Annotated in this window: 14 protein-coding genes and 3 tRNA genes; 7 read left to right on the top strand and 10 right to left on the bottom strand. The window is 72.4% G+C overall.

Going from position 1 to position 16,112, the window contains the following annotated elements; genetic code table 11:
* Positions 1-20: 20 nt before the first annotated feature.
* The gene (locus ACFWIS_RS00985; RefSeq protein ID WP_380460597.1) at positions 21-269 is read left to right on the top strand and encodes an acyl carrier protein; all 249 of its coding nucleotides are present in this window, start codon (positions 21-23) and stop codon (positions 267-269) included.
* A gap of 183 nt (positions 270-452) precedes the next feature.
* Positions 453-1,715, top strand: a complete 1,263-nt coding sequence (gene fabF / locus ACFWIS_RS00980) for a beta-ketoacyl-ACP synthase II (protein WP_380460599.1) — start codon at positions 453-455, stop codon at positions 1,713-1,715.
* Positions 1,716-1,796: 81 nt separating this feature from the next.
* On the opposite strand, the gene ACFWIS_RS00975 is transcribed toward fabF, so the two are convergent.
* Positions 1,797-2,291: a DUF3145 domain-containing protein gene (locus ACFWIS_RS00975; protein WP_188304317.1), complete on the bottom strand. Its 495-nt coding sequence runs from the start codon at positions 2,289-2,291 to the stop codon at positions 1,797-1,799.
* 352 nt (positions 2,292-2,643) lie between these two features.
* A complete protein-coding gene (locus ACFWIS_RS00970) occupies positions 2,644-3,669 on the bottom strand; it encodes an NADP-dependent oxidoreductase (protein ID WP_380460601.1) in 1,026 nt (341 codons plus the stop codon).
* A 107-nt stretch (positions 3,670-3,776) separates the two neighbouring features.
* Here ACFWIS_RS00970 and ACFWIS_RS00965 point away from each other — a divergent pair, with 107 nt between their 5' ends.
* A complete protein-coding gene (locus tag ACFWIS_RS00965) occupies positions 3,777-4,241 on the top strand; it encodes a MarR family winged helix-turn-helix transcriptional regulator (RefSeq protein ID WP_380460603.1) in 465 nt (154 codons plus the stop codon).
* 119 nt (positions 4,242-4,360) lie between these two features.
* Positions 4,361-5,872, top strand: coding sequence for an LCP family protein (locus tag ACFWIS_RS00960; RefSeq protein ID WP_380460605.1), 1,512 nt, complete (start codon positions 4,361-4,363; stop codon positions 5,870-5,872).
* A 45-nt stretch (positions 5,873-5,917) separates the two neighbouring features.
* Here the strand turns inward: ACFWIS_RS00960 and ACFWIS_RS00955 are convergent, their stop codons facing one another.
* The 4 genes from ACFWIS_RS00955 to ACFWIS_RS00940 are packed head-to-tail and all read right to left on the bottom strand — an operon-like array spanning position 5,918 to position 8,740.
* The gene (locus tag ACFWIS_RS00955; protein WP_380460607.1) at positions 5,918-6,826 is read right to left on the bottom strand and encodes a 1-aminocyclopropane-1-carboxylate deaminase/D-cysteine desulfhydrase; all 909 of its coding nucleotides are present in this window, start codon (positions 6,824-6,826) and stop codon (positions 5,918-5,920) included.
* A 47-nt stretch (positions 6,827-6,873) separates the two neighbouring features.
* Entirely contained in the window at positions 6,874-7,503 is a 630-nt protein-coding gene (locus ACFWIS_RS00950; RefSeq protein ID WP_380460609.1) for a GPP34 family phosphoprotein, read from the bottom strand.
* A gap of 51 nt (positions 7,504-7,554) precedes the next feature.
* Positions 7,555-7,782 (bottom strand): hypothetical protein, encoded by a 228-nt coding sequence (locus ACFWIS_RS00945; protein WP_380460611.1) that lies wholly within the window; start codon positions 7,780-7,782, stop codon positions 7,555-7,557.
* 10 nt (positions 7,783-7,792) lie between these two features.
* Entirely contained in the window at positions 7,793-8,740 is a 948-nt protein-coding gene (locus ACFWIS_RS00940; RefSeq protein WP_380460613.1) for an SPFH domain-containing protein, read from the bottom strand.
* 301 nt (positions 8,741-9,041) lie between these two features.
* On the opposite strand from ACFWIS_RS00940, the gene ACFWIS_RS00935 reads away from it, so the two are divergent.
* Complete coding sequence (locus ACFWIS_RS00935) at positions 9,042-9,824, top strand: FG-GAP-like repeat-containing protein (RefSeq protein WP_380460615.1); 783 nt, start codon at positions 9,042-9,044, stop codon at positions 9,822-9,824.
* Positions 9,825-10,326: 502 nt separating this feature from the next.
* On the opposite strand, the gene ACFWIS_RS00930 is transcribed toward ACFWIS_RS00935, so the two are convergent.
* Together ACFWIS_RS00930 and ACFWIS_RS00925 are read right to left on the bottom strand one after the other, a co-directional pair.
* Positions 10,327-13,200: a BTAD domain-containing putative transcriptional regulator gene (locus ACFWIS_RS00930; RefSeq protein ID WP_380460617.1), complete on the bottom strand. Its 2,874-nt coding sequence runs from the start codon at positions 13,198-13,200 to the stop codon at positions 10,327-10,329.
* Positions 13,201-13,492: 292 nt separating this feature from the next.
* Positions 13,493-13,566 (bottom strand) — tRNA-Ile (locus ACFWIS_RS00925).
* A 191-nt stretch (positions 13,567-13,757) separates the two neighbouring features.
* On the opposite strand from ACFWIS_RS00925, the gene ACFWIS_RS00920 reads away from it, so the two are divergent.
* Positions 13,758-14,606: a trypsin-like serine peptidase gene (locus ACFWIS_RS00920; RefSeq protein ID WP_380460619.1), complete on the top strand. Its 849-nt coding sequence runs from the start codon at positions 13,758-13,760 to the stop codon at positions 14,604-14,606.
* 150 nt (positions 14,607-14,756) lie between these two features.
* Positions 14,757-15,506, top strand: a complete 750-nt coding sequence (locus tag ACFWIS_RS00915; protein ID WP_380460621.1) for a trypsin-like serine peptidase — start codon at positions 14,757-14,759, stop codon at positions 15,504-15,506.
* Between the two features lie 118 nt (positions 15,507-15,624).
* Here ACFWIS_RS00915 and ACFWIS_RS00910 read toward each other — a convergent pair.
* Together ACFWIS_RS00910 and ACFWIS_RS00905 are read right to left on the bottom strand one after the other, a co-directional pair.
* Positions 15,625-15,697, bottom strand: a tRNA-Asn gene (locus ACFWIS_RS00910).
* 62 nt (positions 15,698-15,759) lie between these two features.
* Positions 15,760-15,832, bottom strand: a tRNA-Asn gene (locus tag ACFWIS_RS00905).
* Positions 15,833-16,112: the final 280 nt, after the last annotated feature.

Genomic DNA, 16,112 nt, shown 5'->3' with positions numbered 1-16,112 from the left:
ACCGAAGAGGAGCAGCCAGTATGGCTACCAAGGACGAGGTCCTGGAAGGTCTCGCCGAGATCGTCAACGAGATCGCCGGCATCCCGGCGGAGGACGTCCAGGAGGACAAGTCCTTCACCGACGACCTGGACGTCGACTCGCTGTCCATGGTCGAGGTCGTCGTGGCCGCCGAGGAGCGCTTCGACGTCAAGATCCCGGACGACGAGGTCAAGAACCTGAAGACCGTCGGCGACGCGGTGAACTACATCCTCACCAACGCCGACGCCTGATCAGCCGACTCGTACGAGTCGCCCAGTCCGTCCGGCGTGACGCACGCCTCGGACGGCTGACCCGTCGGCCCGGCTCCCCCGAGCCAGGCCGATCCGCCGGCCGGGACGCCCCACCCGGGCGCCCGGCCGGGCCCTTCCTCGGCTCGCCGCCGACCCCGCACGAACGTGAAAGAAGAGAGACCAGTGACCGCTGAGAACCGAACCGTGGTCGTCACGGGTATCGGCGCCTTCACGCCGCTGGGCGGCGACGCCGCCACGACCTGGGAGAACCTGGTCGCCGGGCGCTCCGGGGTGGCGGCCCTGACCGAGGAGTGGGCCGAGGACCTGCCGGTCCGGATCGCCGCGCGCACCGCGGTCGAGCCGGGCGAGATCCTGCCCCGGCCGCTGGCCCGGAAGCTGGACCGCTCGGCCCAGTTCGCGCTGATCGCCGCCCGCGAGGCCTGGGCCGACGCCGGCTTCGAGACCCCGGCAACCGACGACTCCTCCAAGCTCGCCCCCGAGCGCCTGGGCGCCGTGATCGCCTCCGGCATCGGCGGCGTGACCACCCTGCTCGACCAGTACGACGTGCTGAAGGAGAAGGGCGCCCGCAAGGTCTCCCCGCACACCGTCCCGATGCTGATGCCCAACTCTCCGGCGGCCAACGTCGGTCTGGAGGTCGGCGCCCGCGCGGGTGTGCACACCCCCGTCTCCGCCTGCGCCTCCGGCGCCGAGGCGATCGGCTACGCGATCGAGATGATCCGCAGCGGCCGCGCCGACGTCGTGGTGGCCGGCGGCACCGAGGCGGCGATCCACCCGCTGCCGATCGCCGCGTTCGCCAACATGATGGCGATGTCCAAGCAGAACGACGACCCCGAGCGCGCCTCGCGCCCGTACGACAAGGCCCGCGACGGCTTCGTGCTGGGCGAGGGTGCCGGTGTGGTCGTGCTGGAGTCGCTGGAGCACGCCGAGGCCCGCAACGCCCGGATCTACTGCGAGGCGGTCGGCCAGGGTCTGTCCTCGGACGCCCACCACATCGCCCAGCCCGAACCGACCGGCGCCGGCGTGGCCCGCGCGCTGGCCGACCTGTTCGACCGCAACGAGCTGGACAAGGCCGAGATCGTGCACGTCAACGCGCACGCCACCTCGACCCCGCAGGGCGACACCGCCGAGCTGAAGGCGCTGCGCAAGGAGCTGGGCGAGGACCTCGACCACATCCTGGTCTCGGCCACCAAGTCGATGACCGGTCACCTGCTGGGCGGCGCCGGCGGCATCGAGACCGTCGCCACCGTGCTGGCGCTGTACCACCGGATCGCCCCGCCGACCATCAACGTCGAGGAGCTGGACGACGAGGTGGACGCCAGGATCGTGACCGAGGCGACCCCGCTGCCCGAGGGCCGGATCGCCGCGCTGAACAACTCGTTCGGCTTCGGCGGCCACAACGTGGTGCTGGCCTTCCGCACCCGCTGACCCGGTCCGCACCCCGCGGCACCCAGCACGAAGGGGCCGGCGCTCTCCGCGAGCGCCGGCCCCTTCGTCGTGCGTACGGTCTCAGACCACCTGGTGCAGCCAGCGCACCGGCGCGCCCTCGCCCGCGTAGCGGAAGGGCTCCAGTTCGTCGTCCCAGGGCTTGCCGAGCAACCGGGAGATCTCGGCCTCCAGGTCGGCGCCCTCGCTGCGGGCCCGCAGCAGGACGGCCCGAAGCCGGTCCTCGGGGATCAGGATGTCTCCGTGGATGCCCGTGACGGCGTGGAAGATGCCGAGCGTGGGCGTGCTGCTGTACCGCTCCCCCTCCGCCGTGGCGCAGGGCTCGCTGGTCACCTCGTACCGCATCAGCTGCCAGCCGCGCAGCGCGGAGGCGACCTTGGAGGCGGTGCCGGGCTCCCCCTGCCAGGAGAGTTCGGCGCGCCAATGCCCGGGTGCGGCCGGCTGGCGGATCCAGTCCAGGCTCACCCGCACACCGAGCACCCCCGCGACGGCCCACTCGACGTGCGGGCACAGCGCGCGGGGCGCGGAGTGGATGTAGAGAACTCCACGTGTCGTCACCGGGACCTCCAGGCTGTGGACGAGGGTCGCCTTCCCCAGCTGCCTCGTGCCTGCAGTTGATCCACAGTTACCCACGTTAGCCGACATTAAGCTACTAAATTGAGCAAAACGGACAGGCTTTCGCTCAATGCTAGTCGAATCCTCAACGAGGTCTACCCCTCGGCCGGATCTCTCCCCCGAACGGCCCCATCGCCAGGCGGGAACACCGTACCGCGCGGCGGCGCAGGATGGATGACGCACTTTCGGATCCGGCCGGAATGCGGTAGTGCGGCCGGATCCCCTGCGCCGTGCACGCGAACCGCCCCGCGCGCCCGGTCCGGGGCGGCGGGGCGGTCGGCTCCCTGATGGGGCGTCAGCCGTCCAGGCGGACGACCATCTTGCCGGTGTTGGCGCCGCGCAGCAGGTCGATGAAGGCCTCTGCGGCGTTCTCGAAGCCGTCCACCACGGTCTCCTCGGTGCGCAGTTCGCCGGACTTCAGCCAGCCGCCCACCTCGGTGACGAACTGCGGCTGGAGGGCGGCGTGGTCGCCCACCAGCATGCCCTCCAGGCGCAGCCGCTTGCCGATCGCCATCGCCAGGTTGCGCGGGGCGGCGGGCGCGGTGGTGTCGTTGTACTGGGCGATCGCGCCGCAGAGCACCGCCCGGCCGTGCACGCCGAGGGCGCCGATCGCGGCCTCCAGGTGGTCGCCGCCGACGTTGTCGAAGTAGAGGTCGATGCCCTCCGGGGCGGCCTTGGCGAGCTGCTCGGCGACCGGTGCGTCCTTGTAGTTGAAGGCCGCGTCGAAGCCGTACTCGTCGACCAGCTTGGCGACCTTCTCCGCCGAGCCGGCCGAGCCGACCACCAGCGAGGCACCCTTGAGCCGGGCGATCTGGCCGACCAAGGAGCCGACGGCGCCGGCCGCGCCGGAGACGAAGACCTTGTCGCCCTCCTTGAGGCCGCCGACGGCGAGCAGCCCGGCGTAGGCGGTCAGGCCGGGCATGCCGAGCACGCCGAGGTAGGCGGAGAGCGGGGCGGCGGCCGGGTCGACCTTCACGGCGTGCTTCGCGTCCAGGGTGGCGTACTCGCGCCAGCCGAGCCCGTGCAGCACGGCGTCGCCGGGGGCGAAGCCCTCGGCCGCGGAGGCGACGACGTAGCCGACCGCGCCGCCGTCCATGGCCCGGCCGAGCTGGAACGGGGGCACGTACGACTTCACGTCGTTCATCCTGCCGCGCATGTACGGGTCCACCGAGAGGTGGGTGTTGCGGACCAGGATCTCGCCCGGGCCCGGGGTCCGGACCGGGGCCTCGACCAGGGCGAAGTCGGTGGGCACCGGCCAGCCCTGGGGGCGGGCGGCGAGGTGCCATTCACGGGCGGTGGCGGGGATGGCCTGCTCTGCCATGGAGATGCTCCTCGAAGGGTGGTGTCGGCAGGTGAAAGGTTGAGCAACTGAAGTAACGATGGACATGAAAGGTTCATGTTGTCAACTTTTCAGGTAGACTCTGAGGCATGGACACTCAGCTGACCGAGGCCGCCACGCCGCAGTCCGACGAGATCACCCGCGAGGTCGTCGACCTGATGGCCAACCTGGTCGCACTGTTCCACCGCGAGTACGAGGAGGCCGCCGCCGCCCGCTCGCTCACCGGTGCCCAGGCCAAGGTGCTGGCGCTGCTGCGACGCGGCCCGCTGCCCATGCGCCACATCGCCCAGACGCTAAGCTGCGAGCCCTCCAACATCACCGGTATCGTCGACCGGCTGGAGGCCCGCGGCTTCGTGACCCGCGAGGCCGACCGGCAGGACCGCCGGGTCAAGCTGGTCGCCGCCACCGAGACCGGCGCGGCCGCCTCCGAGGAACTGCGCGAGTCGCTCAACTTCGCCCGCGAGCCGCTCGCCGCGCTCGGCCCGGAGGAGCGGACGGTGCTACGGGACCTGCTCAGCCGGATGCTGACCGGCGCCGCCGGCCCCGGAGCGTGACGAGCGTCACGGCTCCGGCGGTCGATTCCGCTGCCCTCCGGGGGTAACCGAACAGCCTTCCGGAACGTCTAACGTTCGAACGCCGAACGCGAGACACCTGAAGACGGGGGGCACGGAGGATGAGCAGCAGCACGCGCCGGCGCCGGTACCTGCGGACCGCCATCGGCCTGGCCGCCGTTCTGGTGCTGTCGGTCGTGGGAGCCGGAGCCTGGTTCTACCACCGGCTGGACAGCAACATCACCACCTTCGACGCGGGCGGTGTCGCCACCGAGCGCCCGCCCGCCCCCGTCCCGGCCAGCCCCGGCGCCCAGGTCCCGGTCAACGTGCTGCTGCTCGGCTCGGACACCCGGGACGACGGCAACAACGCGCTGGGCGGCGGCGACGAGGGTGTCGGCAACTCGGACACCGCGATCCTGGTGCACGTCTACGCCGACCACAAGCACGCCGTCGGCGTCTCCATACCCCGCGACACCCTGGTCACCATCCCGTCCTGCAAGCTGGCGAACGGCACCTGGAGCAAGCCGCGCAACGACCAGATGTTCAACTCCGCGTTCAGCCTCGGCGAGCTGCCCAAGGGCAACCCGGCCTGCACCCAGAACACCGTGGAGGCGCTCACCGGGCTGCGGATCGACCACACCATCGTGGTCGACTTCAAGGGCGCCGCCGCCATGACCGACGCGCTCGGCGGCGTGGACGCCTGCGTGCCCAATGACGTCGACCAGTACGGCATCCACCTCAAGAAGGGGCTGCAGAAGCTCTCCGGCAAGACGGCGGTCGACTACCTGCGAGCCCGCCACGGCATCGGCGACAACTCCGACATCGGCCGGATGCGGCGCCAGCAGGCCTTCCTCTCCTCGATGATCAAGAAGGTCCAGGGCGAGGGCTTCTCACTGCCCACCCTGCTGCCGCTGGCCGACGCCGCCACCAAGTCGCTCACCGTGGACGAGGGCCTCGGCACCGCGATGAAGCTGGTTGACTTCGCCCGCTCGATGGAGGACATCAAGCTCTCCGACATCACCTTCGTCACCGCTCCCTGGCGCTTCGCCGGGGACCGGGTGCGGCTGGTCCAGCCGGACGCCGACACCCTGTGGAAGCTGCTGAAGGAGGACCGCACCCTGGACGGGCAGATCACCGCCGGCACCGGCGCCGTCGTCGCGTCCGCCTCTCCCTCCGCCGGCGCGAGCACGAGCCCCACCCCGAACGCCCCGCTCGCCGCCGACCAGGCCGCCGCCCCGATCACCGTCGTCAACGGCGTCGGCACCCCCGGGCTGGCCGGCTCCGGCGCCGAGACGCTCAAGGCCCGCGGCTTCCAGAACGTCACCCTCGGTGCCAACAACCCCGGCAAGCAGCGCACCGAGGTCTTCTACGACCCCGGTCTGAAGGCCGCCGCCGACCAGGTCGCCGCCCTGTTCCCCGGTGCCCGGGCGGTCGAGGAGGCGGGCTCGGGCGCGATCACCGTCACCCTCGGCGCGGACTACCAGGCGCCCGGCACCCGGCTCGACTCGGTCACCGCGCCCCCGGCCACGCCCACCCCCGGCAGCACCGCGCCCAGCGGGATCCCCACCGGCATAGCGGAGAACACCCGCGGCGCCGACACCGATCCCTGCGCCGATCTGACCTTCGGGTCCTGACTCCGGGGCCTGACCTCCGGGGCCTGACTCCGGCGCCTGGCGGGGCTACTCCGGATCCGGCAAACCGGTGACCACGGCCGTCAGGCGGGTGCCGCGTTCGAAGGCACCCGCCGCGGCCAGGTCGGCCAGCGCGGCGAGTAGCTTGGCGACGTACCGGCGCTCCACCGGGACGCCGTGGCGGCGCTCGAACTCCCCGGCGAATGAGGCCAGTTCGGCCGGGACCTTGCCGTAGCCGCCGCCGTGGTGGGCGTGGTCGATCCGCCAGTTGTCGAACTCGCGACCGAAGCCCGCCCGGTGCAGCCGGGCCACCTCCGCCTCCAGGTAGCCCTCGCCGCCGCGCAGCACGGCCACCCCGAGCGCCCGGGCGCCGGCCGGCAGCCCCGCCGCGATGCCGGCCAGGGTGCCGCCGGTGCCGACCGGGCAGCAGACCACGTCGCGCCCGTCCAGACCGGGCAGTTCGGCCGGGATCGCGGCCGCGCCGATCGCGGCCAGGGCGTTGGAGCCGCCCTCCGGGAGCACCAGGCAGGGGCCCCAGCGGCGCTGGAGTTCCGCGGCGTCCTCGGCACCGGCCCGGCCGGTGGCCTCCCGGTAGGCGGACCGGGTGAGGAATTCCAGTCGCATCCCGGCCCGTTCGGCGGCCCGCAGCGACCAGTTGCGCGGTCGGCCGGCCAGCTCCTCGCCGCGCACCAGTCCGACGCTCTCCAGCCCGAGCGCCCCGGCGGCGACCGCGACCGCCCGCAGATGGGTCGAGTAGGCCCCGCCGAAGGTCAGCAGCCGGGTGTGGCCCTGCTCGACGGCGGCGGCCAGATTGGGCGCGAGCTTGCGCCACTTGTTGCCGGGGACGCCCGGGTGCAGCAGGTCGTCCCGCTTCAGCCGCAGCTCCACCCCGGCCCGGACGAACACCTCGTCGGTGCAGTCCACCAGCGGGGTCGGCAGCAGGGCGGGTTCGAGCATCCGACCACCCTACGGGGCCGCGCACGGCCGGGAACCGTGCGGTCGGTTCAGCCGCCCGCCCCGCCGTCCGCGTGCTGGGCGCTGATGGCCCGGCGCAGGGCACGCGGGACGGGGCCGGCGGCAGGTGCCAGCTTGTCGATCCGGGTCCGGAACTCGCGCCGCTGGCGCCAGGTCAGGGCCGAACCCAGCCGGGCCGCGTCGACCAGGGCGACCAGCGCCGCGTCCGCCGGATCGACCCGGCTGAGCGGGCCGTTCAGCGCCGACGCGATGCTCGCTGTCAGCGCCTTGCGCACCCTGGACTGCGGCAGGATGACCCGGGCGACCGGGAAGAACCCGAGCACCCGTCGCACCTCGACCCGGATCCGGCCGGAGGCCACGAGCCCGTCGCGGACCACCCGCGCCGACCTCCGCTGGCGCCCGATCCAGCTCTTCCAGGTGCGCCGCCGCCCCTGGCGGATCTGCTCCAGCAGCGCGGCGGAGAGCGGGTCGAGCCCGCCGGTCGCACCGTCGACGGCGGCCGGGTGCCGACCGTCGTCACGGATCAGCCCGCGGCGGAGGAGCTCGGTGAGCGCCGCCGCCCGCAGGGCCAGGTCCAGGTTGGTCGTACGGAGCCGCCCGCGCTCGGGGTCGTAGGCGAGCAGGTAGAGCTTCTCGGGCAGGTTGTCGGGCAGGTCCATCTCGGCCTCCGAAGGATCTGGAAAGATCTGCGGGTCGCCCGGCCGCTGCGGTCAGTCCTCGGGGGGACCGCCGGCCTCCGGGCTCTCCTTGGGCGGTCGGCCGCGCCGGGGAAGCCGGGCCGCACCGCTGGGCATCCGGCCGGCCTCGGTGAGGGCACGGCGGAGGACGAACTCGATCTGCGCGTTGGTGCTGCGCAGTTCGTCCGCGGCCCACCTGGCCAGCGCGTCGTGAACCGAAGGATCCAGTCGCAGCAGGAGCTTCTTCCGTTCCGTCGCCAACGCCGCGCCCTTACTGGTAGAGGGAGCCCGTGTTCACGACGGGCTGGGTGCCCCGGTCGCCGCAGAGCACCACCAGGAGGTTGCTCACCATGGCAGCCTTGCGCTCCTCGTCCAACTCCACCACGTCGCGCTCGGCGAGCCGGTCCAGCGCCTCCTCGACCATACCGACGGCGCCCTCGACGATCAGCCGCCGGGCGGCCACCACGGCCCCGGCCTGCTGACGCTGGAGCATCACCTGGGCGACCTCGGGCGCGTAGGCGAGCCGGGTGATCCGGGACTCGATGACCCGCACACCGGCCGAGGCGACCCGGGCGGAGATCTCGGCGGACAGCTTGCGGGCGATCTCCTCCGCGCCGTCGCGCAGCGACAACTGCCCCTCGTGGTGGGCGTCGTACGGGTAGCTGGTGGCGATGTGCCGGACGGCCGTCTCGGTCTGGATGGCGACGAAGTCGACGTAGTCGTCCACCTCGAAGACCGCCATCGCGGTGTCCTCGACCTGCCAGACCACCACGGCGGCCATCTCGATCGGGTTGCCGTCCGCGTCGTTGACCTTGGTGGTCTCGGTCTCGTGGTTGCGGATCCGGGTGGAGATCCGGCGGCGGCTGGTGAACGGGTTCAGCCAGGTCAGACCCGCCGACCGGATGCTGCCGCGATAGCGGCCGAGCAGCTGCACCACCCGGGCCTCACCGGGCGAGACGACCGTCAGGCCGCACAGCGTCAGCAGCGAGCCGAACACCAGCAGCGGCCCGACGATCACCAGCGGAATGCCCACCCCCTTGCTGCCGCCGCTGATCTGGACCCCTCCGGTGATCAGCACCCCCAACCCGGCGAGCACGCCGAGCAGCGCGGCGCCGAGCACCGGCAGCCCGGCGGCTCCGGTGATGACCCGCTCGGTGATCTTCGGAGCCGGAAGGTCGATGACAGGGCCGTCCTCGACGGCGGTGTGCGGTGTGGTCACGGGACCGGATCCCCCCTGTGCGATGTGCGCCGCGCGAGTGCTCGCGTCGGCTGTCAAAGTGATATCACTTTTATCGCACGGTGCGCCAGGGCCGATCCGGCCCCGACCCGGCTGCCGGTCCGGACGGTTGGTGGAATGTTGGGGCGTTGTTGCGGGCCGCTGTCAGCCTCGTGCCGTCCCCGTGTGACCGATCCGCAGCGAAGCAAGGGCCGGGCGTGCGCACCCAACGCCAGAGGCAGGACATGTGCAACCCGTATTCCTCCGACTCAGCCGCATCAGGGCGGCCCCGACAGTCTTCGCCATGCTGCTGACCGGCCTGACGTTCTCCGTGGGGCAGGCGTCGGCGGTGTCGGACCCTGTCGCGTTCCAGATCCAGAACAAGGCGACCGGCCTGTGCCTCCAGGCGACGACCAGTTGGGATCCGTACCAGGTCGAGGTCAACCCCTGCGGCAGCAGCGACGACCAGTACTTCGATGTCATGAACCACAACTGGTTCGACGACGTCGCCGTCAGCGGCGGCGGCTCCTGCCTGGCGACCGACACGCACGCCAACGTCCTGTCCGTGGCCTGCGGTCAGAGTGGCTACACGTTCTCCTGGCCGGTCCCCGGCGTCGACGGCCGGTGGACACCCATCGCCAGCCCCGCCGGCTGCTACCTCAAGCTCATCAACAACAAGACCCCTGCCTGCGTGCCGGGCGGCTCCGGGGACGACAACGCCCAGTGGCGCATGATCAGGCGGCACATCAGCCACCACAACGGCACGGAGGCGGGCAACGGCCGGGTGAAGTGGGCGGACTTCTGGGGCAAGGGCAAGGACGACTGCATCACCATCGGCCCCACCGGCGCGGTCACGGTCTGGCCGAACAACGGCGGTGTCACCGGCGACGGTTGGGACAACTGGGGGCAGATCGCCTCCGGCCTGACGACCGACGTCAGCCGGGTGCGCCTCGCCGACTTCACCGGCGACGGCAAGGCCGACTTCATCACCACCAACCCGAACGGTTCGGTCGGCGTCCACCGCAACGACGGCGGCGACGGCCACGGCGGCTGGACCAACCTCGGTCAGGTCGCCACCGGCGCCTGACATCCGTGACCGACGCCGGACTCCCATCGCCGGCGTCATGTGGGGGCTTCGGTCCGTCAGCCGAAGCCCCCACCCAGGAACGACCACCACATCACGTCATGGCGGGAACTTTGAAACGCGTCCTGTTGGCCGGGCGCGTGCGCCTCGCGGACTTCGAGGGGGACGGCAGGGCCGACTACGCCGTGATCGACCCCAGCGGCGCCGTACGGGTCCGGCTGAACCGCGGCGGTGACACCGGCGGCGGCTGGGCGCCCCTGGGCCAGGTCGCCACCGGCCTGACGGACGACCAGAAGCGCGGCCGGTTCGCGGACTTCGACGGCGGCGGAAACGCGGACTACATCCGCACCGACCCGCCGTCCAACGCCGCCACCGTCTACACCTGGAACGGCGGCGACGGCCACGGGAGCTGGACCGGCCTCGGCAGGTGGCCACCGGGATACCCACCGGCTGATCCCGCTCGAAGTGCGCCGCCCGGGGGAACTCCCGGGCGGCGCCGACGTGTTCACCGTCGTACGTCGCGGAGACGTTCGAGCCCGTCGAGGCTCTGCCGCACGTAGGCGGGAATGTTGTGGTCCCGGCTGAGCCCGGCCGCCTGCTCGAAGCAGGCCCGAGCCTGCGGGAGTTCGCCGAAGTGGGCGTGGGTGCGGCCGCTGATGATCAGGGTGTCGGCGACGCCGCTCATGTCCCCGAGGCGCCGGCGGATCGCCAGGGACTCGTCGAGCGCCGCGAAGGCGTCCCCCTGCCGACCGAGTCCCCGCAGGCAGTCGCCGAGGTTGGCCAGCGCCACGGCGACGTGCGTCAGGTTGCCACGGGCCCGACAGAGTACGAGGACCGAGCGGAAGTGCGTGTGCGCGGCTTCGAAGTTCCCGCTCCGCAGGTACGCCTGGGCCAGGGCCGCGAGCACCCCGGGCGCGCCCTCGTCCCCTCCGGCTTCCCGGTGGAGCTTCCAGGCCTGTTGTGCGTACGCCAGGGCTTGCCCGTACCGGCCCCGCTGGCTGAGGGCCGTGGACAGGTTCCCGAGGACGGTGGCCTTGCACAGGTCGTCGTCGTGGTCGTCGAAGACGGCGAGTGCGGCTTCGAGTGCCTCGATCGCCTCGTCGTTGCGGTAGGCCATGCCGTGCGACGCGCCGATCCGCCGCAGCGTCCAGGCCTGGCCGAGCAGGTCGTCACGCTCCTGGGCGGTCTTGAGGGCCACGGTCAGACAGGCGTCCCACTCGCCGGTCCACCAGAAGGTGTGCGCGTACCCCATGAGCCAGATCGCGAGTCGCCAGGTGAGATCGGGACGGGAGGAGTCCGCGGCCCGGCGGATCACCTCCTTGATGATGGGCAGTTCCTGCCGGCACCAGTCCAGGGCGTGCTGGGGGTCGCTGAAGGCGGGCACCGGGGCGGCGGGGGGTTCGGCGAGGCGCGGAGCCCCTCCCGGGCCGATCACCGTCCCGGCCGTCTCCAGGCCGACCGTGTACCAGACGCCCAGCCGCAGGGCTGCTGCCTCGCGCAGCCCGGCCGGCTCCTCCAGGAGGGCGCGCTCCGCGGCGAACTCGCCCAGCAGGTCGTGGAAGCGGTACCGCCACTGCTCCGGTGTCTGCACCAGGTGGACGTCCGCCAGCAGTTCCAGCAGGTCGGCGGTGAACTCCCGCGGGCGGTCCAGCAGGGCGGCCGCGGCGTCGACCCCCAGAGTGTGGCCCGCCCACAGGCCCAGCAGGCGGAAGGCCCGCGCGGCCTCGCGCTCCACGGGATCGTCGCTGTCGCGGATCGCCAGGTAGCTGGTGGTGAAGGTGGTGTCGACGGCCAGTCGCCCCACGGACAGGGCCCGTAGCCGTCCCCGGCTGTCGTTCAGGCGTTCGGCCAGGGCACCCAGCGACCAGGCCGGACGGGACGAGAGCCGGGCACCAGTGATCCGCAGCGCGAGCGGCAGCCCCGCGCAGGCGGCCAGCAGGCGGAACGCACCGTCGGGGTCCTGCCGGATCCGTTCGGGGCCGCAGAGCCTGGAGAGGAAGGCGCGCTGCTCCTCGACGTCATACGGGGCCAGGGACAGCCGGAGGCTCACCGGCAGGTCGGTGAGGGTGTTGCGGGTGGTGACGACGACCGCGCTCCGGCAGCCACCCGGCAGCAGCGGCGACACCTGGGCGGCGTCCCGGGCGTTGTCCAGCACCAGCAGGACCCGGCGGTCCGCCAGCACGGTGCGCAGCAAGGCCGCCCGGTCGTCGACGTGTTCGGGCAGCGGTCGAGCCGCTCCGCCCTGCTCGGCCGACCGGTCGTCCAGGGCTGCCAGGAGGACTCCGATCAGCTCGTGCGGGTCTCGGGCGGGCCCGGCCCCGAAGCCCCGCAGGTCCGCGTACAGCTGGCCGTCCGGGAAGAGGTGCTTCACGGCGTGGGCGGCTTGGACGGCGAGGGCGGTCTTGCCGATGCCGCCCATGCCCGAGACGACGGCCACCCGGGGCACGTCGTCGGCGGGTGAGGTGGCCAGCAGCTCGGTCAGAGCTCGTAGTTCGGCTCGACGGCCAGTGAAGTCGGCCAGCCCGGCGGGGAGTTGCGCCTGCACGCGGATCGCGGACGCGGGCGGCGCGATCGCCCCGGCCTCCTCGGGCTCGTCGGTCCCCCCGGCCCCCTCGGCCCCCTCGGTCTCGTCCGGCTCGTCGGCCTCGTCGCGCAGGACGCGCTCGTGGACCTTCCGGACGCCCGACCCGGGCTCGATGCCGAGTTCCTCGACCAGCGCACGACGCAGCCGCTGGTAGGCCGCCAGGGCCTCGGACCGCTGCCCGAGCCGGTGCAGGGCCAGCATCAGCTGGGCGTGGAAGGACTCGTGCAGCGGATGTTCACCCGTCAGCCTGGTCAACTCGGGCACCAGACCGCTGACCCGGCCGAGGCGCAGCTCCGCCTCGATCCGCCATTCCAGCGCTTGCAGCCGGGCCTCCTCCCACTGCCGGCGCGGCGCCTGCGCCTGCGGCAGGTCCGGCAGCTCGGCCAGCGGCACACCGCGCCACAGCGCGAGCGCCGCGACCGACTCCCGGCGTACCGAAGCCCAGTCCTCGCGCAGCAGCGCGTCACGGGCGCGCTGGACGCCCAGGTCGAAGAGGTGGGTGTCCAACTCGCCCTCGGCGACCTCCAGCAGGTAGCCCAACGGCGTCGAGCGCAGGCGGTCGCCGCGCCCGTCGTCGAGCTGAGTCCGCAGGCGGGCCAGCATGTTGTGCAGCGAGGCGTTCGCCGAGGCGGGCGGATGATCGCCCCAGAGGGCGGTCCTGAGGCGGTCCGGCGGGACGGGCCGGTTGGCCTCCAGCAGCAGGACGGCGAGCAGAGTACGCACCTTGACGCCGCCGACCGCCCGCTCCTGTCGGTCGATGCGGACGAGGAGCGATCCGAGCAGGCTGAAGTGCATGGCTGTTCCCCCGGTCCGATACACCGCGCTGCTTGTTCGAGCGCGGTGATCACGGCCAGCGTAGGGGAAGGGCGCTGCGGGCATTCAAGGATTTTCACCCGGGCCGCCGGGCCGCTCCAGGGGCCTCGCCCGGTCCCGGAAGGCCATGGCTCGGCGCCGAGCTCCGGGGGTTCCCCAACGCGGGTGAACCTTGGCGCGTCATCGCCACGAAGGGTGCTTGCGCGCGTACAATCAGTTCTCGACCGCGCCACAGAGGCCCGCCGGCCGACGGGCCGCACGGGGGTGGGAGAAGTGGGGCGGGTGGGACTCGAACCCACGACCAAGGGATTATGAGTCCCCTGCTCTAACCGGCTGAGCTACCGCCCCGGTTCGCCGCGCGCGCCGGTCGTCGACCCACGGCAGCAGCAGACGGCCCCGCGAGGCCGTCTCGGGCAGCATAGCCGGTCGATCACCCGTGGTGCGCGCCGGGGGCGCAGCCGGGTGCGCGAGGGCGTGCGCCGCCCCGGGCAGCGGAGCCCGGGTGGCGGCGGTGGGCCCCAGCAGGGCAGCCTGGGCTGATGACGAAGCGTGGGACGGCGGCGGCGGGGGCACTGGTGCTGGCGCTCGCGGCGGCGGGGTGCACCACCGCGGCACGTCCCGGCAGTGTCACCCCGACGGTCACCTCCGCACCGCCCACCAACACCACCGCGAACGCCCACGGCTGGAACAGGCAGCGCTTCAAGGGGGCGATCGGCAGGCACACCGGGGTGACCCGCACCGCCAAGCCCACCGTGCTGAACGGCCTGGTCGGCGCGGTGTTCACGCGCAACGCGGACGGCGACCACTTCTGCACCGCCAGCGTGGTGGACAGCGCCGGCCTCAATCTGATCGTCACCGCCGCGCACTGCGTCTGGGACCCGAAGATCGGCCAGCGCAGCGACCTGGTCTTCGTCCCCGGCTACCGCAACGGCGACACCCCGAGCGGCGTCTGGCCGCTGCTGGCCGTCACCGTGGACGACGGCTGGAAGGACCACGCCGACCCGGACATGGACGTCGCCTTCGCCGTCGTCCAGGCGCAGAACGGGCAACAGGTCCAACAGGTGCTCGGCGCCAACGAACTGGGCGTCAACCGCGGCTACCGGGTCCCGGTGCGGGTCACCGGCTACCCGGGCAGCAGCGACGTGCCGATCACCTGCTCCAACACCACCTCCGAGCAGAGCGCCACCCAACTGCGGATCGACTGCCCCGACTACACCGGCGGCACCAGCGGCAGCCCCTGGGTCACCGACTTCGACCCGGCCACTCGCACCGGCACCGTGGTCGGCGTGATCGGCGGCTACCAGGAGGGCGGGAACAGCCCGGACACCTCGTACAGCAGCTACTTCGGCGACCGGGTCCAGGCGCTCTACGACCGGGCCACCGGCTGAGCGGGCCGGGAGCGGGCGGGAGCGGGCGGGAGCGGGCCCGGAATCGAACACCGGCATTGGCGCCGCCGGGCACGGCCTGGTAGATCTTCCTCTCGAACGGCGGAACGCACGGCCCTGATGCCCGCCCCGAGGAAACGAGACGGAGCCCCGATGGCCCCCGGCCCGGTACCGCCCGCGCGCACGGCCGGAGCGACCGCACTGGCCGCCCTGCTGCTGGCCGCCGGCACCGCGTGCGGCGGTGGGCCGGGCGAGCCGCCGAGCGCCGAGATCGCCCAGCAGAGCGCGGCCCGCGACCGGATCGGCACCCTGTCCATCCACAACGCCCAGGGACCCCGCTCCTGCACCGCGAGCGTGGTGCACAGCCCCGGGCGCAACCTGCTGGTCACCGCCGCGCACTGCGTGCAGAACCAGCGGGTCGGGCTGCTGGACGGCCTGGTGTTCACCCCCGGCTACCGCAACGGGTACTCCCCGTACGGGACTTGGCAGGTGGAGTCGATCACCGTCGACCCGCGCTGGGCCTCCGACGACGACCCGGACTACGACGTGGCCTTCGTCACCCTCCACCCGGCCGACGGCCGGCAGGTCGAGGACGCGGTCGGCGGCAACCCGCTCGGCACCGGCAAGGGCGTCGGGCTGGCGGTCTCGGTGACCGGCTACCCCAACCAGAGCGACGAGCCGATCACCTGCTCGGTCCGGACCAGCGCGCAGAGCGCCACCCAGGAGCGCTTCGACTGCGGCGGCTACACCGACGGCACCAGCGGCAGCCCGTGGGTGACCGGCGACGGCACGGTGGTCGGTGTGATCGGCGGCTACCAGGAGGGCGGGGACACCCCGGGCACCTCGTACAGCGTCGCCTTCGACCAGCGGGTCGCCGACCTCTACCGGCGGGCGACCACCTGACCGCGGCCCCGGCCGGGGAGGGGAGTGACGCACCCGACACCGGCGCGGGCAACACGAAGGCCCCCCGGTCGTCCGAGGGGCCTTCGCTCTGAGCAGTCACCGAGCGGACCCGGTGCAGCTCCCCCAATTGGACTCGAACCAATAACCTGCCGATTAACAGTCGGCTGCTCTGCCAATTGAGCTATGGGGGATCGCTGTGCTGAACTTCCTTACCTGACACGGAAGTCGGGCTCCTAGGAGCACTCCTTCCGAGCTCCCCCAATTGGACTCGAACCAATAACCTGCCGATTAACAGTCGGCTGCTCTGCCAATTGAGCTATGGGGGATCGGCTTCCGCTTCGGCTCCCGTTCCCCGGGCTCCTCGGCGCTCGCTGCGGGACATACATTAGCGCACTCGGGGGGGTGGTCCGCCAATCGCTTTCCCCCGGCCGCCCCGGACCGCCGGTCCGGCGTGCCCCGCGCGCGCCGCCGGCGGCGCCCGGGGATGCTGGGGAGCGGGGGGCGGGTGCACCGCCCCCCCCACCCGGTTGGGGGGGGTGTTATTAAAAAAAAACATCCCCCCCCAACGTTGCGAAAAAGGGTTTACGTGGTTGTGGTGGAGGATGG

Source organism: Kitasatospora sp. NPDC127060, assembly GCF_042724935.1.
In the GTDB taxonomy this organism is placed as follows: Bacteria; Actinomycetota; Actinomycetes; order Streptomycetales; family Streptomycetaceae; genus Kitasatospora.
The sequence above is the reverse complement of the archived record's forward strand: the minus strand, read 5'-3'. Positions and strand labels throughout refer to the sequence as shown.

Bases quoted from the DNA above. Each gene is read 5' to 3' on its own strand.
- ACFWIS_RS00965 (WP_380460603.1), top strand. From the start codon at position 3,777: ATGGACACTCAGCTGACCGAGGCCGCCACGCCGCAGTCCGACGAGATC.
- ACFWIS_RS00960 (WP_380460605.1), top strand. From the start codon at position 4,361: ATGAGCAGCAGCACGCGCCGGCGCCGGTACCTGCGGACCGCCATCGGC.
- ACFWIS_RS00970 (WP_380460601.1), bottom strand. From the start codon at position 3,669: ATGGCAGAGCAGGCCATCCCCGCCACCGCCCGTGAATGGCACCTCGCC.
- ACFWIS_RS00985 (WP_380460597.1), top strand. From the start codon at position 21: ATGGCTACCAAGGACGAGGTCCTGGAAGGTCTCGCCGAGATCGTCAAC.
- ACFWIS_RS00915 (WP_380460621.1), top strand. From the start codon at position 14,757: ATGGCCCCCGGCCCGGTACCGCCCGCGCGCACGGCCGGAGCGACCGCA.
- ACFWIS_RS00920 (WP_380460619.1), top strand. From the start codon at position 13,758: ATGACGAAGCGTGGGACGGCGGCGGCGGGGGCACTGGTGCTGGCGCTC.
- ACFWIS_RS00930 (WP_380460617.1), bottom strand. From the start codon at position 13,200: ATGCACTTCAGCCTGCTCGGATCGCTCCTCGTCCGCATCGACCGACAG.
- ACFWIS_RS00935 (WP_380460615.1), top strand. From the start codon at position 9,042: ATGCTGCTGACCGGCCTGACGTTCTCCGTGGGGCAGGCGTCGGCGGTG.
- ACFWIS_RS00950 (WP_380460609.1), bottom strand. From the start codon at position 7,503: ATGGACCTGCCCGACAACCTGCCCGAGAAGCTCTACCTGCTCGCCTAC.
- ACFWIS_RS00955 (WP_380460607.1), bottom strand. From the start codon at position 6,826: ATGCTCGAACCCGCCCTGCTGCCGACCCCGCTGGTGGACTGCACCGAC.